Consider the following 18,766-nt stretch of genomic DNA (forward strand, 5'->3'; position numbering starts at 1 on the left):
CGGAGTCCCGGCGAGATTCCGACCCGGCCCGCGGAGCCGAGCGGTCCGGTCAGCGCGCCGCGCGCATTAGTTCCGGTGCGCCGAGCCGCGGCAGCACCCCCTCCCGCATCACCAGCCGCCGCAGCGGCCCGAGCTGCGCCATCGCCAGCAGGCCGAGGCCCCGCAGCGCGTCCACCGGCAGCAGGTCGGTGAGCAGGCTGCGGTTGAGCAGATCCACCGCGGCGGTGCGCGCGGCGGTGTCGACGCGGCGGGCGCGGGCGTAGCCGTCGAGCACCGGGCGCGAGCCGGGATCCCGTGCGTCCCGGGCGGCGCCCAGCACCACGTCGCGCAGGGTCGCGGCGTCGCGCAGGCCGAGATTGAGCCCCTGCGCGCCGATCGGCGGGAAGACGTGGGCCGCCTCGCCGATCAGGGCCAGCCTCTGCGCCACCGGGCGCGCCACCGCGAGCCCGCGCATGGGCACGAGGCCGCGGGGTCCGTCGACCCGCATGGCCCCGAGCATCGACCGGGCCTGCCGCTCCACCGCCAGCCCGAGATCCGCGTCGTCCAGCGCCGCCAGCCGCCGGGCCGCGGTCTCCCCGGTCACCCAGACCAGGCTGGAGCGGTGCCCGCCCGGCAGCGGCACCAGGGTGAACGGGCCGGAGCGGGTGTGGAACTCGGTGGAGACGTCCCGGTGCGGGCGGTCATGGGCCAGGATCGTGGTGAGCGCGCTCTGCGGGTAGGTCCAGTCGCGCACGCGCAGGCCGCTGGCGGCCCGGAGCGGCGAGCGGCCCCCGTCGGCGCCGACCACCAGCCGGGCCTCGACGGTGCCGCCCGCCGCCAGGGTGATGCGGGCGGCCGCCTCCCCGGGGGTGGTGCCGGCGGCATCCGCCTCGACCAGGGTGAGGTTCGCCTGGGCCCGGGCGCGGGCGCGCAGGCTCTCGACCAGGCGGGCGCTCTCGACGTTCCACCCGAAGGCGTCGAGGCCGATCTCGGCGGCCTGGAAGCGCACGGGCGCGGGCCGGAACAGGCTGCCGGTGTCGTCGATGATCTGCAGGGTGCAGAGCGGGCTCGCCAGCGGCGCCACCGCCGCCCAGGCGCCCAGCGCCTCCAGGAAGCGCACCGACCCGTCGAGCAGCGCCACGGTGCGCCCGTCCGCCACGGGGGCGTGGCGGCCGACCAGGGCCGTCGGGATGCCCTCCCGGGCGAGGCTCAAGGCGGCGGCGAGGCCCGCGGCCCCGGCCCCGACCACGGCGACGTCGAATCGAACTGCGCGCGTGTCGGACATGGCTCCCTGCACGGTTGGCCCGCTCACCGGACCCGAGCGGCGCGGCGACGGGCTCTATCTGCGCCTTTCCGCGCGCCTGCCAAGGGCGGCCGGCTCCGGCCCGCGGGGCCACGGCGCCGCAGCCCGGTCCTCCGGCGTCCTGCTCAGGCGAGGAACGCCGCCAGCTCCGAAACAACCGCGTCCGGCCGCTCCTCCTGGAGGGTGTGGCCGCAATCGAGCGCCCGGCCGGAGACAGCGGTCGCCTTCTCGCGCCAGGTCGCCAGCACGTCGTAGGTCTGGCCGACCACGCCCTTCGCCCCCCAGAGCGCCAGGAGCGGCGCCGTGATGCGCGCGTCCGCATCGGCGGCGTCGTGCTCCAGGTCGATCCCGGCCGCCGCCCGGTAATCCTCGCAGATCGCGTGGCGGCAGGCCGGGTCGGCATAGCAGCGCAGGTACTCGGCGAAGAGGTCGGGCGGGGTCGAGCCGGGGGTCTTCGACTGGCCCTCGACGTGGTGGCGCAGGAAATATTCCGGATCGGCCCCGATCAGCGTCTCCGGCAGGGGATGGGGCTGGATGAAGAAGAACCACCAGAAATAGCGGGTGGCGAAATCCTTGTCGGTGCGCGCGTACATGGTCGCCGTGGGGGCGATGTCGAACACCGCCAACCGGTCCACCGCGCCGCTATGGTCCAGGGCCAGCCGGTGGGCGACGCGGCCGCCCCGGTCGTGGCCGACCACGGCGAAGCGCTCGTGGCCCAGCGCCCGCATCACCGCCGCCGCGTCGGCCGCCATGGCGCGCTTGGCATAGGCGGCGTGGCGCGCCCCGCCCGGGGGTTTTGACGAATCGCCGTAGCCGCGCAGGTCCATCGCCACCACGGTGCGATGCTCTGCGAGACGCGGGGCGACGTGGAGCCATGTGGACAGGGTCTGCGGGTGCCCGTGCAGGAGCAGCACCGGTGGCCCGGCGCCGGCCGAGCGGGCGTGGATCGTCACCCCCGGCGCGGTCTCGATCCGGTGCCGGCCGAAGCCCGGCAGGAAGTCGCTGGCCATGGGATCGATCTCCGGGGTCGGTCGCCATCACGACGCACTGGCGCGCCGGGATGCACCGGATGATAAGGCGCCTCCGGCACCATGTCCGCCGTACCGCCATGACAGATGCACGCGCGCTTCAGGACGCCGCCCCCCGGGACGCGGCACCGAACGACCCCGAGGCGCCCGGGGGCGAGGCCGTCCGCGCGCCCGCGCTCCGCCCGAGCCTCCTCGATCCCCTGTTCGCCCCGGCCCGCACCCTGCCGGGCATCGGCCCCAAGATGGCCCCGCTCATCGAGAAGCTGCTCGGCACGCCGGAGCGCGAGGCCCGGGTCGTGGACCTGCTGTTCCACCTGCCCCAGGGCGGCGTGGCGCGGAAGCTCATGGGCTCGGTCGGCGAGGCGCCGGTGGGCGAGCCGGTCACCCTCGGCGTCACCGTGGTGGAGCACCGCCCGGCCCAGATCGGCTCGGGCAGGCGCCCGCACCGGGTGGTGGTGGAGGATGCCTCCGGCCACGACATCACGCTGGTCTTCTTCGGCATGCCCCGCCCCCGGGTGGAGAAGATGCTGCCGCTCGGGGCGCACCGCTACATCACCGGCCGGATCGACCTCTGGGACGGGACGCGCCAGATGGTCCACCCGTCCCGGATCGTCGACGAGGCGGGGCTCGCCGAGCTCCCCGCCGTCGAGCCGGTCTATGGCGCCACCGAGGGGCTGACCTCCCGGGCGATCAACAAGCTCGCGGTGGCGGCCCTCGACCGGCTGCCGGTCCTGCCGGAATGGCAGGATGCGGCCTGGCTGGAGAAGAACCGTCTTCCGGCCTTCGCGGACGCGCTGCGCGCCGAGCACCGTCCCGAGGAGGCGCCGCCGAAGGCCGAGGACCCGCTCCAGCCGCCGCCCGCGACGCCGTCCCGCAAGCGGCTTGCCTACGACGAACTCCTCGCCTCGCAGCTGGCTCTGGCCCTGCTGCGCGCCCGCCAACGGCGCAAGGCCGGCCGGGTCAATGCCGGCGACGGCGCCTTGAGTGGGCGCATCGAGGCCACCCTCCCCTTCGCGCTGACCGGCGCCCAGGCCCGGGCGGTGGCGGAGATCCGGGCCGACCTCGCGGCGCCCCGGCGGATGCTGCGCCTGCTCCAGGGCGATGTCGGCTCGGGCAAGACCGCGGTGGCTTTGCTCGCCCTGGCCTCGGCGGTGGAGGCCGGGCGTCAGGGCGCGCTGATGGCGCCCACCGAGATCCTGGCCCGCCAGCATTTCGAGCGGCTAAAGCCGCTGGCCGGCTCCCTGCGCCTGCGCCTGATGACCGGCCGCGACCGGGCCGCCGAGCGCAAGAGCACGCTCGCCGACCTCGCCGCGGGGGAGATCGACATCCTGGTCGGCACCCACGCCCTGTTCCAGGAGGCGGTGACCTTCCGCGATCTCGGCCTCGCGGTGGTGGACGAGCAGCACCGGTTCGGCGTGCACCAGCGCCTGGCCCTCGGCGCCAAGGGCGAGGCGGTCGACTTCCTGGTGATGACCGCGACGCCGATTCCCCGCACCCTGGCGCTGACCTTCTTCGGCGACATGGACGTCTCGGTCCTCGACGAGAAGCCCGCCGGCCGGCAGCCGATCCGCACGATCACCCTGCCCACCGAGCGGATCGACGAGGTCGTGGCCGGCCTCGCCCGGGCGATCGCCGGGGGGGAGCGGGTCTACTGGATCTGCCCGCTGGTGGAGGAATCCGAGTTCATCGACCTCGCCGCCGCCGCCGAGCGCTTCGACGACCTGCAGAGGCATTTCGGCGCCGCGGTCGGGCTGATCCACGGCAAGATGCCGGGGCCCGAGAAGGACGCCGCCATGGCCCGGTTCGCCGCCGGGGAGACCAAGCTCCTGGTCTCGACCACGGTGGTGGAGGTCGGCGTCGATGTGCCCGAGGCCACCATCATGGTGATCGAGCACGCCGAGCGGTTCGGGCTGGCGCAGCTGCACCAGCTCCGCGGCCGGGTCGGGCGCGGCTCGAAGGCGTCCTCGTGCCTGCTGCTGTACCGGGGGCCCCTCGGGCAGGTGTCCCGGGCGCGGCTCGAGATGATGCGGTCGAGCGAGGACGGGTTCCGGATCGCCGAGGCGGACCTGAAGCTGCGCGGCGAGGGCGAGGTGCTCGGCACCCGCCAGTCGGGGCTGGCGGCGTTCCGGCTGGCGCGGATCGAGAGCGACGGCGCCCTGCTGGAGGCCGCCCGCGACGACGCGCGGATGATCGTGGAGCGCGATCCGGGCCTGAAGAGCCCCCGGGGGCAGGCCCTGCGGGGGCTGCTCTACCTGTTCGAGCGCGAGGCCGCGATCCGGCTGATCGGGGCCGGGTGACCGGCGCCGTTCAGGAAAGCCCCCTGTTCAGGAAAGCCCCGCATTCAGGTGCGATCCCGCACCAGGTGCCGCCTGATCGGTGATCCGATGCGGCGATGTCACAGCCGACCTGAAAAGTCGATCCAAATCAATGGGTTATCGGATTCCGGCGGAAGCTTTGCCGCCTCCGTCGGAGCCGCGGGCGAGCCGCCGGCAAGGGCCGCGACCTTGCAACAGCCACAATCTTCCCTTAACTGCAGATGAACGAATGGCCCGGTAAGCCGGGACATCACGGACGAATCTGGAGGACGAACATGTCGAACGGACTGTTCCAAAACCTGCCGGGCTCAAACGAGATGGCCGGCATCCAAGCCCTGCCGACCGAGCCCTGGCTGCTGCCGATCACGGATCGCGCCGCCGAGGCCGCGAGCCGGACCGCGGAGGATCTGCAGGCCGCCGTGCGGCGGGCGGCGCGCCCCTTCTGGATGGCCGCCAACGGTCTGTGCATGGCGCTGGGTCTCGCCCTGGTCCTGCAATGCGCCACCGGCTGGATGCCGGCGGCGCACCGCGGCACCGTGACGGTGGCGCAGGCGACCCCGCCGACCATCGCCCCGCAGACGGCCTCGCTGCAGCGCTGAATCCTTCGACCCCCGCGACGCATCGGAGGGCCGGCCCGCATACGCGGGTCGGCCTTTTTCATGGCCGGCGGCCCGCCGCCGTCACGCGTCCTGCGGCTCCCGCCGCGGTGCCGGTCCGCCCGCCTGGTGGGCCGCCCGCAGGGACGCGGCCATGCCCTGGAGCCGGGCCTGCGGATCCTCCGGCTGGATCACCCCCGCCGACATCACCAGCTTGGCCGCGTCGTCGACGCTGATGGCGAGCTCCACCACCTCGGCCCGGGGCAGGTAGAAGAAGAACCCCGTGGTCGGGTTGGGCGCACAGGGCAGGAACACCCCGACCAGCTCGTCCGCGGCCGCCCCCCGGGCCCGGAGCGGGCCCTCGACCTCGGGGGCCGCGGGGGCCGACACGAACACCACCGACCACGTCCCCTTCACGGGGAACTCCACCAGCCCGACGGTGCGGAACGAGGTGCCGTTGGCCGAGAACAGGGTCTCGAAGATCTGGCGCAGGCCCTTGTAGAGGCCGGAGATCACCGGGGTCCGGGCGAGCAGCACCTCGCCGAACTCGATCACCGAGCGGCCGACGAGGTTGGCCGTGAGGAAGCCGAGCAGCGTCACCGCCAGGAACGCGATGACGAGGCCGAGGCCGGGAATCGAGAACGGCAGGTAATGGTCGGGCAGGTAGCTCGCCGGCACCAGCGGCTTCACGAAGGAATCGATCAGCGCGATGAACCACCACGTGATGTAGGCGGTGATCGCCAGGGGCCCGGCCACGATGATGCCGGTGAGGAAGTAGGTGCGCAGCCGGCCCCGGGTGCTGACCCGGGTCTTGGGGGCGCCGCCGCCGGGCGCGGGGGCGTCGGGCTCGGGGACCTGGATCGGCGGGGGACTCGGCGCCACGGCTGCCCTCTCGGCCGCTCGACGCGCGGCGATCCTGCTGCGGGGGCCATCCCCCGATGGCACAGGTAGCGGCTGCGCTTGCCCGTCTCAAGGGCGCCCCGCCCCGGGCGGCGGCACGCGCTCGCCGCCGTCAGGCCCCCGCGCCGGAGAACGCGCGGTCGAGGGCCGGCATCGCGTCCCGGGGGATCACGGCGCCGCGATGCCCGATCACCGCGCCGGCGAGGCGGTGCGCCCGGGCCGCGGCCGCCTCCGGGGCCAGCCCGGCGATGCGGGCGGCGAGATAGCCCGCGGCGAAGCTGTCGCCCGCGGCGGTCGTGTCGATCACCCGTGCCACCGGCCCGGCCGGCACCGCCACGTCGGATCCCCCGTGCAGCACCCGGGCGACCGGCTCGGGTCCGCCCGAGGCCTTGAGCACGATCTCGGCCCGGCCGCGGTGGCGCAGCACCGCGTCCTCCCCCGCCGCGCCGAACAGCCAGTCCAGATCCTCCGCCGAAGCGAAGATCAGGTCGGCCTGCGCCAGGGCCGTCCGGAACGCGGCCTGGGCGACGTCCCGGTCGGGCCAGCCGCGGGGCCGGTAATTGGTGTCGAAGGCGACGCGTCCGCCCCGGGCGCGCAGGGCCGCCAGGGTCTCGGACAGGGCCGCGCGGCCGGCCTCGCCGTAGAGCGAGAGGCTGATGCCGGAGAGGTAGACGAGGTCGTAGGCCGCCAGGGCGGCCCGGGTCCCGGCGGCCCCCGGTTCGGCGAACAGGTCCCGGGCCGCGGCCCGGTCGCGCCAGTAATGGAAGCTGCGCTCGCCGGCCTCGTCCGTGCGGATGATGTAGAGGCCCGGCATCCGCCCCGGCAGCCGGCGGACTCGGTCGAGACCGATGCCCTCGCGTGCCCAGGCCGCCGTCATCTCGGCGCTCCAGACGTCGTCGCCGAGGGCGGTCACGTAATCGACCGCGACGCCGAGGCGGGCGAGGTAGAGCGCGGTGTTCAGGGTGTCGCCGCCGAAGCCGCGGGCGAGGCTCCCGTCCGGGCGCTCCGACAATTCGACCATGCACTCGCCGATGCAGGCGACCTTCATGTGGCTCCTCCCGGTGTGCCGACCCGCTCCCCACCGTTCGGCTCGGCTCGGCGCCCCGGGGCGCTCGTGCGGGCGTCGGCGGGAACCGGGCGGCGCACGTGCTTATATCCGCGCCGGATGATGTTGTCTCGCGTGTGCATCTGCCGAAAGACACCTGTCATGAATAGTTATTTTCAATATTCAATGTGGAAAGATTTCGGAATATATTGATGGTCATCGGGCCGATGTCATTGCGACAAGACTTATGAATCTGTTTCATGGGTTGGAAACTGCGCGGTTTAAGCCTGCTTTAGTGCGTGCCGCGGTAAGGGCCTCCCTTGTCCGATCCGAACGCATGCCGGCCGCGGCGTCTCATGCCGGACGGGCGCCGGGGTCCGCTCGCGTGAGGGAGATCGCGGTTCACGGGTTCCGTCTCCTGCACGGAAACCATGTCCGAAGTTCAGGCCTGCGCTGGCGTCGATCCAGCAACCGGTTTCCACTGTTGCGAGGCGGTTGACCCTGTGAAATGCTCGCCGGCGCCGAACGTGTTCCGAGTTCCGGGCGCGTCCTGAATCTTGCCGCGCCATCGATTCGTCTGTCGCTCGGTTCGAGGCCGGCGAGAATCATCTGTCGAATTCACCGGGTTCTCTGGTATGTTTCATTCCGCTCTCAGTGCCCTGACGTTCTCGTCCGGAGAGTTCCTGACCATCACCGAAGGTCGGGGCATCAGCGGCGCCTGGAGCTGGGTTTTCGCCGGCGGCGAGCAGGTCTGGTCCCCGGGCTTCTACCGCCTGCTCGGCCTCGTCCCCAATGCCGCGAAGGCGCATTACGAACTGCTGCTCTCCCTGGTCCATCCGGATGACCGGCCCCTGATGCCGTCGCTCGCCGATGTTTGGCAGGGTCATGTCCCGCGGGAGGCGATCGTCCGGGTGCTGCGCCCGAACGGCACGCAGCGCACCCTGTCGCTGACGATGGAGATGCGCTTCTCGGCCGAGGGGCGGCCCGTCGCCGTCAACGGCACGGCCCTCGACGTGAGCGACCGCGAGCAGCTGGCCCATGCGCGCCACGAGGAGCGGCGGCGCCGGGCGGCGCTCTACCTGACTGAGCGCATCGCCACCTTCTCGATGGGGCTCGACCGCGTCCGCGAGCTGCCCTTCGAGATGGCGCAGGTCCACGGTGTCCCGTTCGAGGAGATCTGCATCAACCCCTTCCTGCTGATCGTTCCCGGGGAGCGGGCGGCCTTCCGGACGATGGCCGAGGAGCATATCGAGCAGCAGACGGTCTACCAGGGGACCGCCCATGAGCGCCTCGCCGACGGGGAGCTCTGGCACTTCCGCATCCTCACGATGCCGGTCTGGGATCCCGACGGTACCTATCTCGGCCGGTGCGGTCTCAAATACCCGGTCGGCGCCGGCGCGCGGGTTCCCGTGCCCCTCCGCGCGGGTCTGGAGCAATCCGTGACCGGACACCACCTGCGCGCCGCGCGGGCGCTGCTCGACTGGTCGATGATGGACCTGGCTCAGGCGAGCGGCCTGTCGCACTCCACGGTCCGGCGCCTGGAGGACGACAGCGAGCATCGCGGGAGCCGCTCCCGTCTCCACGCCGTCGAGGCGCTCCGCCGCGCGGGGGCCCGCTTCGTGGCCATGGACGACGGAACCCTAGCTGTGGCGCGGGCCTGAACCCGACCGCCGCGATCCGCGAGGCCGATCGGGCGGCCCCGCCTTCGGAAAGGCGGAGTCCGGAACGTCCCGCGCGCGCCGTCCGGGTGCGACGCACCGGCGGCGGCCGGATCGGGCCGCTGCCGGTGGCGAGGCGATCGCGCCTCTCAGGCCGCCTTATGGCCGAGCTGGATCGCCTTGGCGATCTGCGACCGCTTGGCGGCGTAGCCCGGGGCGACCATCGGGTAATCGGCCGGCAGGCCGTACTTGGCCCGGTAGCGCTCGGGCGTCAGGCCGTGGGCGGTGAGGTGGCGCTTCAGGGTCTTGTAGGACCGGCCGTCGATGAAGCTGATCAGGCCGTCGTGCTGGATCGAGGCCTCGATCTGGGCCGCGCTTGGCCCGGTCCAGCCGGCGCCCGAAGTGCCGTTCTGCAGGACCGAGATGGCCGTGTGAACCTGATCGATCAGAACGGGCAGGTCGCCGACACCCACCGCGTTCCGAGAGACATAAGCCGCGACCAGAGAAGCCGTGCACTTGATCAGGTCCGTATTCGGATCTGATGTCTTTTCGTACAGATCGATGGTGTTCATGGAATCCACCGGTTACGCGAAGAAGCAAAACGATCCGACAGGAGACGAAGACCGACGCTACGATCGGAATTCCCCCATCCGTACCCTGTCGAACTGCTTCGGATATGCCAAAATTGGCGCCCTACAATACAAAAACTGCACGAAATGTCTAGGGTTTATCTTAGGATACACTCTGAACATATTTTGCTCGGACGCGTAAACATGAGGTTGTCCTGCGGTGAAGTCGCAACAATTATTGCGCACCTTCGGGGATTGAGCGGCATCACCCGCGCGATGACTTCAAATGCCCATGCGATGACAGGCTGTAGGCGCGCGAATCAGTCCCGGAGACGCGGTCCAACCGTCCGCTGCGGGACCCCGGCCGTCGGCGCAATGGCGCATAGGTTTGTGTCGCCGCGGCCGCTACCGCTTCGGCCGCGCGGTGGCGCGTGCCGGGCGGCGTGTTCGTGCCCGCACGCGTCTCGAGCATCGAAGATGCGGATAATATTTCGAAGGCAATTGTATTTATTGTAGAGATGTTGGGACGTTTGCCGATCCATCAGTCTAAGGGTGACCCGGCATCCGGCGGTCAGACCGGCCGTCGAGCCCCGGTGTCCGCACGGCGATATAGTATTTTGGATGCACCTGAAGCCCCGCCCCGCGGGTCCGGCGATCCCGCGGGGCGGTCGCGGGCAGACGGGTGGGCAGGCCGGCGGGCAGACCGGAATTGCGACGGGCGGCGCCGGTCCGCCGTCGCGCCGGGTCCTGCGGTGCGTCAGATCTTCAGAGATCGTTAAGATGATCCGCGTCTCGGTCGCGGGCGCGGGCGTGCATCCGGGGTCCGATTAAGGAAGTCCTCAGCCAAGGTGCAGATGTTGCTCCCGGAGAACCTTGCGCAGCGCCCGATCCGTCGCACCGCCGTTTCGGTGCGGCCGCGTTCGTGCGAGAGGCTCTTCGATGTGCACTTTCGAGGGCGACCGTTCATGTCCGGACCCTGTACGACATCTCTTCCGCGCGCCCTCTCGACCCTGGCCGAGCCGGGGAACGCGGATCCGGTGGGCGGCCGGATGGCGCCCCTCTGGCTGCTGCTCGTGGGACGGGCCGCGGTGGGCCGGCACTGGCGCCTCATCCTGGCGGTCGGCCTCCTCTGGGCGCTGCTCGGCATCGTCGTGGTGGTCGATTCCCTCGACGGGGCGATCCACGTCCCGGACCGGTGGTTCGGCCTGATCCTCCTGGCCGACGGCGTGATCTCCCTGGCTCTGGGCGCGACCGCCGTCGGGGCCGCCCGCCGGCTGCGCGTCCTTCAGGGGGGCCTTCTGACGATCATGGCCGTCCTGATCCTGATGGCCACGCGGCACAGCAACTTCCTGCTCGCCCTGATCTTCGGCGTCGCCTTCACGGTCGACGGGCTGGTCCGGGTCGCGATCGCCAGCCTGCTGAAATTCGCCGGCTGGCGGATCTCGGTGGCCTTGGGCGCGCTCAGCATCGCGTTCGGCCTGTTCCACCTCCAGCCGTGGCCGACCTGGTATGCCGGGACGGTCGGCTACTGCATCGGGATGTTCCTGATCCTGAGCGGGGCCAACCTGGCGCTGATCGGCCTCCGGGCGCGGCGCCTGCGCGTCGCCGCACCGGAGCCGGCCGCCACCGAGCCCGGCAGCCTGACGGTCTATGTCTGGACCCCGACCGGACAGGCGACCACCCCGGCCAGTCAGCGGCTGATCCGGCGCTACGTGGCCTCCGTCGACACGGCCGGCCGCTATTCCACGGGCCACGCGGCCCTGGGCCAGGGGGACGACCTGTACATCAGTCACTACCCCGCGGTGGAGGTCGACCATTCCCCGACCAACCTGCGGTCGACGTTGCGCGCCGGGCCCGAGAACGACGTGGCCGGGCGCTTCCTGCCCTCCCATGCCGCCGAGGTGGCGGATTGGTGCCCGCCCACCGTCGCCGTCACCCTGAACGGCATCGACGCCCCCCGGCTGCGGGCGTTCTGGGAGGCGTATCGGGGCGACGCCACCTACAACTTCATCAGCCGCAACTGCTCGACCACGGCGGCCCGGGCCCTCGACGTCGCGGTTGAGGGCGCGTTCAGCCGCGGCGGCCACCCCTGGCGCCGGCTCGCGGCGGCGCTGACCACCCCGGAATTCTGGGCGGCGGCCCTGCTGCGCACCGGCGCCCGGTCCATGACCTGGACCCCGGGTTTGGTGCTCGACTACACGCGGGCGCTCAGCGCCCTCATCGATCCCGCCTCGCCGGTGCCGTCCATCGCGTGGAAGCGCGTCGGCTGGCGGCTCGTCCGCAACTGGCGGGCGCGGTCCCTCGCCCGGCTGCACCAGATCACCCGGCGCCCGTCCCTGACGGATGCGGGACCGACCGGGGCCTGACCGACCGGGGCCTGACCGCGGCCGTCGCCCCGCGCGGGCCCTCAGGGCGCCTTGCGGCCCCCGGCGAGATCGGCCGCGATGGCCTGCATCACCGACAGGGTGTCGATCTCGTCCTGCTCGGCGCCGTGGTCGCTGAGCTTCACGATCACCGTGCCGGTCTCGCGGTTGACGTAGACGTACTGGCCGTAGACGCCGATCGCCGAGATGTCGTCGGCATCGCCGCCGGGGGCGTGCCACCACTGGGCCGAGTATTGCCAGCCGTCGACCGCGCGCCGGGCCGGCGTCAGGATCCGCTCGATCCACCGGGCCGGGATGATGCGGGTCTGACCCGCCCGGCCCTGATCGGCCACCAGCAGCCCGAGGCGGGCGAAGTCCCGGGCGGTGGCGTTGATGCAGCAGAACGCCTTCTCCATCCCCCCGGGCCGGTCGAGGTTCCAGGTGGCGTCGGCCTGGGCGCCCATCGGCTTCCAGATCCGGTCCGAGAGGATGTCGGCCAGGGGCCGGCCCTCGGTCCGGGCCAGGATCAGGCCGAGCAACTCGGTGTCGATGCTGCGGTAGCGGCCCTGGCTGCCCGGCTTGAACGCGAGATGCGCGTGGTCGCGCACGAAGGCTTCGATGTCCCGCGTCAGGTACATCCCGGCGGTGCCGGTCAGGGGATGCCGGGGATCGTAGCTCTCCGGCACGGCGATCCCGCTCGCCATGTCGAGGAGGTTGCGCACGGTGATCTGGCCGAAGACCGCGCCGTTCCTCAGCTCCGGCAGCAGGGCGGAGACGCGGTCCGTCTCGGCGAGCTGGCCGCGGGCAACCGCGGCGCCGACCAGCAGCGAGACGATGGACTTCGCCACCGACCAGGACGGGAACAGCGTCGCCGGACCGGTGCCGGGCCGCTGCCACTCGTGGACCAGGACCCCGTCCTGCACCACTAGGAACGCGTTGGTGTGGGTCTCCGCCAGCACGTCCATGAGCGGGACGGTCCGCCCCTTCCAGGGGACCCGGTCGAGGAGCGGGCGCGGCCGGGACGGCAGGTCCCGGGCCTGCGCCGGCGCCTCGACGACCCGGCTCGGGAACCACGGGCCCACCGAGGACGGCTCGACCAGGGCCAGGGCCGCGAGGGTGACGGGGTCGGGGACGTTCAGCAGCCCGCAGGCGGCCCAGGTGCAGCAAGCGGCCGCCGCGGTGCCGGCCGCCGCGATCGCACCCCAGCGGCGGCCCCGGCGCGGGCGAGCCGGTGTGTCCGGGATCGCGGAGGACGCGGTCATGTCGGATCTGTATCGCTCTGGATCGTCACGGTCGCGCGGCCGGCGACGCGGTGGGCGGCCGACGCGCAGTCATCATGGTCAGGAGGGCTTAACGAAAGCCCCACTCCGTCGGAGGGCGAAAGACTTCCGAAGGTTCGGTGGGACGGCGGTTCGGAAATGTTCATGGATTCCGTGGAGACGTATCGGGCGGCGTCCTGTCGATGACAACATCCTGTCGACGAACCGGATCGGACGTGCCGCGGCGGCGCGATCCTTCATCTGCCGGGGCTTCCGATTCGAGGCAGATCTCTACACGCGTCCCGCGTCGCATTCACGTAGCCGTCCCGCGCAGAAAGTTCGCCGTGCCATGAATCCGTTCCTGATCCTCGGGCTCGCCATCGGCGCGGAGGTCACCGCCACCCTGGCGCTGAAGGCGGCCGACGGCTTCACCCGGCCGGGGCCGACGCTGATCGTGGCCGCGGGCTACGGGACCGCCCTGTGGCTGATGTCGACCAGCATGGACATGTTGCCGATCGGCGTCGTCTACGCGATCTGGTCCGGGATCGGCATGATCGGTGCCGCCATCGGCGGCGCGTGGCTGTATGGCGAGACGGTGAACCCGACGATGCTGGCGGGCATCGCGGTGATCGCCGTGGGCGTGACCATCCTGGCCACCGGCCAGGGCCGGCCTTGAAGGGGCGGTCCGCCGCGTCAGGACCGCCGCGACCGGTCGACCGCCGCTGTGGCTCTTCGGCGACACGACCGGGCCCGGCCGGCGTCCCGGACCCGCGCCACATCCTCGCCGCGAACGTGCCGTCAAGCTTGCCCGGCGCCGAGGCGCAGCGGAACGCGGACGACGCAGAACGGAGCGGGCCTGCATGCAGGGTAGCGAGCGGACGAAGATCATTCCTGTCCTGGTGGCCGTGGCCTGCGGCCTGGGGGCCTGCAATACGGCCGCGCCGGTGCTCACGACGGGATCGATCCCCGGCCACAAGCCGCCGGTGGCCGTCAGCGATGCCGAGCGGGATTGCCTGGGCCGGGCCATGTACTTCGAATCGAACCGGAGCGACGAGGGCGGCCTGATCGCGGTCGGCACCGTGGTCATGAACCGGCTGGAGAATGCGATCTTTCCGGGCGGCATCTGTGCCGTGGTCGGCCAGCCGGGCCAGTTCGCCGCGGGGGTCCTGACCAAGCCGATGCAGGACAAGGACCTCCAGAAGGTCGCCGACGCCGCCGACGCCGTCCTGGCGGGCGAGCGTCACCCGCAGGTCGGCAAGGCGATGTATTTCCACACCGCGGGGCGGCACTACGCCTACACCAACATGCATTACGTGGCCGAAGCCGGCGGCAACGCCTTCTACGAGAAGCGTGACGCCCGCGCGGCCAAGCCCGAGACGGCGGCGGCCCCCGCGTCGATCCCGACCTTCGCGGCGGCCCCGACGGCGGCCGCGCCGTAGCGTCCCGATCGGAGCCGGGTCTCCGTGGCAACGGGCCCGGTGTCGCGAGCGGGGCTCGGCCGCCCCGTCGCCGCGGCCGTTGCCGAAAAGGCGTACAACCGTAAGGTTGTATTCCCGCGGGCGATCAGGTTATGGCAGCGCCATGCCCGACGACGACGGTTTTGACCGCATGGTGAGAGCCGCCATCCGCGCCCACCGGCTGATGGGATCGCACGGTACGCCGATGATGCAACTCCTGTCGCGGCTGCTGCTGATGGAAATCGGACTCGCCCTCGCGGCCCGGTGCGAAGTCGACCCCGCCGCCAACGACAATCCGGACGAGACCGAAGAGTAGAGCCTCGTCCCGAAAGGCGGCCGCCGGCTGTCGGACAACGACGTTGCGCCGGGCGGTTTTGCGTCTCGCGGGCGCCCGGTGCCCGGGGCCGCCGGGGGGCGATGAAGACCGGGTGGTCCTGGGTGCTGGCCGGCCGGATGCTGCCGAAGATCCCGGATCGACCATGAGTCACTGATCGAAATCCATCGAATGCCGCCGGGAAACTGTTGATCGACCCGGCTGGCCGGGCATGCGGCATTTACACCGGGCGGCGACGGTCTAGCTTGTCGGTAGAATCTACCCACGAATCACGGATGTCACGCCGATGATTGCCAACCGGGTAGCCCTCGCCGGTGCGCTCCTCCTGCTGAGCATCACGCCATCGGCGTCCCAGTTGCGCCGCCCGTTGACCTGTACGGAGGCGGCATCGGTCGGTCTCGACACCGCCGCCGTGCCGGAGGGGACGAAACCGCCGCCGCCACCGCAGAAGGCCCGCACCTTCTCCCTGGTCTCAAGCGGCGGCCTGCTGACCGTGATCTCCGCCGGACGCTCGGACTATTACGAGTGCCAACCCGCATCGCCGCGGTTGAATGAACGCTCGCCGCACAACGCGATCAAGTGCCAGAACGGTGTCTATTTTTTCCTGATCGACCTGATCAAGCTGAACTTCGTCGAGGCCCAGCTCAACCCGGAAGATCGCACCGAGATCAAGATCAGCTACGGAAGCTGTCGGGGTCTGTGATCGTGGCCCCCGGCGGAGCCCGATCCGCCGCTCGGCCTCACCGGCAGAACCGCGCCGCGGCCGGCGTCCACTGCCCGAAGCCCGTCGCGACCATGTTGGTCATCACCCGGCAGACATAGACCCTCTGCGCCGCGTCGTTGTGCGGCCCGGCATGGTAGCGCGCCACCGCCAGCGTCCAGCTGCCCTCCCGCTGCTTCAGCGCCCGGAGGAATTGCGTCGCGTAGTCGACATTCGCGTGCGGGTCGATCATGGCCTCGACCGAGCCGAACTTGCCGCCGTGGTAATGGTGGTTGATCTGCATGCAGCCCAGGTCGATCAGGCGCGCGCCCCTGCGCCGCGCCTCCCTGAAGCGGGCGATCACGTCCCCTGGCCCGGTCGCGAAATAGGCCGCGCCCTCGATGTTCATGGCGTAGGGCTGGAGGGAGCCGCGCTTGCCCGTCTCCGCGAGACCGACGGCGTAGAGCACGCCGAGGGGCACGCCGTAGCGCGCGGAGGCGCGGCCCATCTCGGCCTCGCAGACATTTGCCGCCGCCGGGACCGCGCTACAGATAAACGCCGCCGTCGCGAGGACGTATCGTGTCATCTCCCCGCTCTCCCTCCCGTCTGCCGGCGGCCGGACCCTGGTCCGCCTGTCGCTGCCTGTCCCCGCCCTGGCCCGGTCGGGCGCCCCCGGAAAAGCCGGGCTGCCCCTGCGCGGGGGCGTTGCCGGAAAAGCCCCCCGCCTCGGCCGGGCGCGCCTGGGCGACGGTGACCTCGGCCTGGTAGTTGGCCTGCTTCAGCAGATCGGTGAGGATCGCCGCGTCCCTGTGCAGGAGGGCCGCCGTCTCGGGCTGCGAGGCGCGCAGGTGCGTTTCGAGCTGGCCGTTCGTGAGCCGCAACTCCACCGTGACGGTCCCGAGATCCTCCGGCCTGAGCTGTATCCTGAGCACGCGCACCGGACCGTCTGGGCCGGTCCGGACCGCCGGATCGGCCTGGACCCGGGGTGCCGAATCGGTGGCGGCGGCGCGGTCGATCTCGTCCTTGATGGCCGCCGCGATCGTCGGCAGGGCGCCGGCGGGCAGGCTCGGTGCGGTCCCGTCCAGCCCGGTCGGGCCGGGGGCGTCCGCCGCCTCGGATCCCCCGGCGGAGGCAAGCCCCGTCCTGGCGATTCCCGTGATCGCACGGGTATCCGCGAGGGCGGTGACATCCGCCTTCTCCAGTCCGGCACCGGCCGCCCGGGCCGCCGCGCCGGCGGGATCGGGAGCCGGTGCGCCCTGGTTCTGGGGCAGGCTCTGGGCTTGCACCCCGGGCGCGGCGGCGACCAGCTCCGGCAACCCGGCCCGGTTCGGTTGAGGCTTGGTGGCGGTCAGCTCCGGCAATCCGGCCTGGGCGGCTTGCGGCCTGGCCCCGGTCCCGTCCACGGAGGCCGGCGGTGTGGCGAGCGCCGGGGGGCGCAAGATCGGCTTCGCGACGACGGGCTTGAAGTGGACCGCCCGGTCGAGCACCGCGACCTTGGGCAGGCGGCCCGGATCGATCCCCTCCGGCCGCGCGGTCGCCGTGTTCGCCGCCCCCAGGATGGTTCCGGCCGCCGGGAGCGCTCCGGAGCCGGCGGTCGCGGCCGGTGCGGAGGCGGCCGTGCCGATCGCGGCGGCATCGCCCCCGGTGGCCCCGACCGCCGCTGCGCCCGCGGTTCCGGGACGGCTCTTCGCGTCGCCCGCCGTGGCGGCCGCCGGAGCGCCCGCCGCCGCCGCCGCCGCCGTGGGGGCCGCGGGAGCGCCCGCCGGTGTCACGGCGTTCAGGATGTTGGCGAGGATCGCCGCTGTCGCGTTGGCCGCATCGGCTGCGGATGGCGGCCCTGCCAAGAGTGCCTGGGCCGCCGGCACGGACTCGGCCGTCCCGGCAATCCCGTCCGGCTCGGCCGCCTCACCGGTGTCGCTGTCGCCCCGGGGGGCCGCCGGCCGGCCCGAGGCCGCGCGCAGGGCGGCCGAGAAGCCCCGCTTGGCGCCCGTTTCCGGTGCGTTCGGGGCATCGGCCTCCGATTGCGGGGGCGACACGTCCCGATCGGGTTGCGGGATCGCCTTCTGGACCGTGGCGGAGATCGGGTTCACGGGTTCGCCTTCCTCAGAAGCAGATCGATCCGGTCGATCATGGCCTGGGCCCGGGGGATCAGCTTGGCGGGCTCGTCGGCCGCCGCCGCGGCCTGCGCCGGCTTCGCCGCGGCGGTGTCGGCCTCCGGCAGGCCGGGCTTGCCGGTGAGCCCCCGCCGGATCTCCTCGGCCGTCGCCAGGGCGGTATCGAGGAGGAGGGTGTCGCGCCGCGGCAGCCTGGACCTGTCGATGGCTTTCAGGGTCCGCAGCCCGGATTGGAACGTCGCCAGGCTCACGATCTCGGCGGCGGCCCGGTAGAGCCGCGCCTGGAGCGCCTCCGGGCTCTCGGGGGGGCAGAGGGCGAAGGGCCCGGTCGGCGGCCAGGAGGGCCGAGCGCGTCTTGCCTTCCTGGATCGCCGTGCGGGCGATCAGCAGGTACAGGTCCTTCCGGCTCTCGGGGCCGAGCTCGTTCAGGATCCGGCTGAGCGCGGAGAAGCGCCCCTCGTCCTGGCCGAAATCCAGCTTCGTCAGCTGATAGGCGAGGCGCTGGCGGAAATTGCCCGCGTAGATCGAGTGCGGGAAGCGGCGCAGGTACTGGATCGCCAGGGCCTCGAACTTTTTCAGGTCGCCCACCTGCCCGAGGGTGAAGATCTCGCGGCGCAGGGCGCCCTCCTCCGACAGGGTCCCCGGCAGGAGCAGGCGGACCTGATCGAGCAGAGCGATCGCCCGGATCGGGTTCTCGGTCACGGTGAGCGACGCCTGCGTGAGGCCGATCGCGGCGGCCAGCGTCAGCGGCAGGCCGGCGATGTCGACGTCCTTGAGCAGGCGGCTCGCCTCGGCCTCCCGCCCCTCGACGTAGGCGAGCGCCCCGCGCGCGAGCGTCGCCTCGGGCTCGCCGAGACCCTCCTGCTTGGTCAGGCGCCGCAGGATGGCCGGGCCGCCGCCGCTCAGGGCGAACACGATGGCGGCCTGGAGATTGTGCGGATCGGTCCAGACCTCCGGGGCCGCACCCAGGAGATCCGCGTTGATCCGGGCGATCACCACGGGCTGGCCCTCGTGGGCCGCCAGGGATCCCGTGGCGACCCGATCCTGAAGCAGCTGCAGCGTGCGCACCCACGCGACCGGCCCGTCCTTGCGGGGCTGCGCCTCCGCGGCCGGCGCGGGGGACGGCCCGGGATCGGCCGGCACGGG

At 72.1% G+C, this 18,766-nt stretch carries 16 protein-coding genes; 8 read left to right on the forward strand and 8 right to left on the reverse strand.

Going from position 1 to position 18,766, the window contains the following annotated elements:
- Positions 1 to 49 precede the first annotated feature (49 nt).
- Positions 50 to 1,264: a UbiH/UbiF family hydroxylase gene (locus tag MKK69_RS08590; RefSeq protein ID WP_243967357.1), complete on the reverse strand. Its 1,215-nt coding sequence runs from the start codon at positions 1,262 to 1,264 to the stop codon at positions 50 to 52.
- A gap of 143 nt (positions 1,265 to 1,407) precedes the next feature.
- Positions 1,408 to 2,292: an alpha/beta fold hydrolase gene (locus tag MKK69_RS08595; RefSeq protein ID WP_243967358.1), complete on the reverse strand. Its 885-nt coding sequence runs from the start codon at positions 2,290 to 2,292 to the stop codon at positions 1,408 to 1,410.
- A 98-nt stretch (positions 2,293 to 2,390) separates the two neighbouring features.
- Here MKK69_RS08595 and recG point away from each other — a divergent pair, with 98 nt between their 5' ends.
- The gene (gene recG / locus MKK69_RS08600) at positions 2,391 to 4,607 is read left to right on the forward strand and encodes an ATP-dependent DNA helicase RecG (protein WP_243967359.1); all 2,217 of its coding nucleotides are present in this window, start codon (positions 2,391 to 2,393) and stop codon (positions 4,605 to 4,607) included.
- A gap of 293 nt (positions 4,608 to 4,900) precedes the next feature.
- Positions 4,901 to 5,224 (forward strand): hypothetical protein, encoded by a 324-nt coding sequence (locus tag MKK69_RS08605; protein ID WP_243967360.1) that lies wholly within the window; start codon positions 4,901 to 4,903, stop codon positions 5,222 to 5,224.
- Between the two features lie 81 nt (positions 5,225 to 5,305).
- Here MKK69_RS08605 and MKK69_RS08610 read toward each other — a convergent pair whose 3' ends face one another.
- Both MKK69_RS08610 and MKK69_RS08615 read right to left on the reverse strand, forming a co-directional pair.
- On the reverse strand, positions 5,306 to 6,103 hold the full coding sequence (locus MKK69_RS08610) for a DUF502 domain-containing protein (protein ID WP_243967362.1): 798 nt from the start codon (positions 6,101 to 6,103) through the stop codon (positions 5,306 to 5,308).
- A 130-nt stretch (positions 6,104 to 6,233) separates the two neighbouring features.
- Positions 6,234 to 7,169 (reverse strand): sugar kinase, encoded by a 936-nt coding sequence (locus tag MKK69_RS08615; RefSeq protein WP_243967363.1) that lies wholly within the window; start codon positions 7,167 to 7,169, stop codon positions 6,234 to 6,236.
- A 632-nt stretch (positions 7,170 to 7,801) separates the two neighbouring features.
- Here MKK69_RS08615 and MKK69_RS08620 point away from each other — a divergent pair.
- A complete protein-coding gene (locus MKK69_RS08620) occupies positions 7,802 to 8,827 on the forward strand; it encodes a PAS domain-containing protein (protein WP_243967364.1) in 1,026 nt (341 codons plus the stop codon).
- A 146-nt stretch (positions 8,828 to 8,973) separates the two neighbouring features.
- On the opposite strand, the gene MKK69_RS08625 is transcribed toward MKK69_RS08620, so the two are convergent.
- Complete coding sequence (locus MKK69_RS08625) at positions 8,974 to 9,396, reverse strand: MucR family transcriptional regulator (protein ID WP_243967365.1); 423 nt, start codon at positions 9,394 to 9,396, stop codon at positions 8,974 to 8,976.
- Between the two features lie 962 nt (positions 9,397 to 10,358).
- Here MKK69_RS08625 and MKK69_RS08630 point away from each other — a divergent pair.
- On the forward strand, positions 10,359 to 11,759 hold the full coding sequence (locus tag MKK69_RS08630; RefSeq protein WP_243967366.1) for a DUF4105 domain-containing protein: 1,401 nt from the start codon (positions 10,359 to 10,361) through the stop codon (positions 11,757 to 11,759).
- Between the two features lie 41 nt (positions 11,760 to 11,800).
- Here the strand turns inward: MKK69_RS08630 and MKK69_RS08635 are convergent, their stop codons facing one another.
- Positions 11,801 to 13,018, reverse strand: coding sequence for a serine hydrolase domain-containing protein (locus tag MKK69_RS08635; protein ID WP_243967367.1), 1,218 nt, complete (start codon positions 13,016 to 13,018; stop codon positions 11,801 to 11,803).
- Positions 13,019 to 13,364: 346 nt separating this feature from the next.
- On the opposite strand from MKK69_RS08635, the gene MKK69_RS08640 reads away from it, so the two are divergent.
- The 4 genes from MKK69_RS08640 (at position 13,365) to MKK69_RS08655 (ending at position 15,509) form a co-directional block, all read left to right on the forward strand.
- Positions 13,365 to 13,691: a DMT family transporter gene (locus MKK69_RS08640; RefSeq protein ID WP_243967368.1), complete on the forward strand. Its 327-nt coding sequence runs from the start codon at positions 13,365 to 13,367 to the stop codon at positions 13,689 to 13,691.
- Positions 13,692 to 13,875: 184 nt separating this feature from the next.
- A complete protein-coding gene (locus MKK69_RS08645) occupies positions 13,876 to 14,454 on the forward strand; it encodes a cell wall hydrolase (protein WP_243967369.1) in 579 nt (192 codons plus the stop codon).
- 142 nt (positions 14,455 to 14,596) lie between these two features.
- The gene (locus MKK69_RS08650) at positions 14,597 to 14,788 is read left to right on the forward strand and encodes a hypothetical protein (RefSeq protein WP_243967370.1); all 192 of its coding nucleotides are present in this window, start codon (positions 14,597 to 14,599) and stop codon (positions 14,786 to 14,788) included.
- A 304-nt stretch (positions 14,789 to 15,092) separates the two neighbouring features.
- Positions 15,093 to 15,509, forward strand: a complete 417-nt coding sequence (locus MKK69_RS08655) for a hypothetical protein (protein ID WP_243967372.1) — start codon at positions 15,093 to 15,095, stop codon at positions 15,507 to 15,509.
- 37 nt (positions 15,510 to 15,546) lie between these two features.
- Here the strand turns inward: MKK69_RS08655 and MKK69_RS08660 are convergent, their stop codons facing one another.
- Entirely contained in the window at positions 15,547 to 16,092 is a 546-nt protein-coding gene (locus MKK69_RS08660) for a transglycosylase SLT domain-containing protein (RefSeq protein WP_243967373.1), read from the reverse strand.
- Positions 16,052 to 18,766 (reverse strand): flagellar hook-length control protein FliK (locus MKK69_RS08665; protein WP_243967374.1); only part of this gene is annotated, 2,715 nt, incomplete at its 5' end. The genes MKK69_RS08660 and MKK69_RS08665, both read right to left, overlap by 41 nt.

The organism is Methylobacterium sp. J-026 (assembly GCF_022829585.1).
GTDB lineage: Bacteria > Pseudomonadota > Alphaproteobacteria > Rhizobiales > Beijerinckiaceae > Methylobacterium.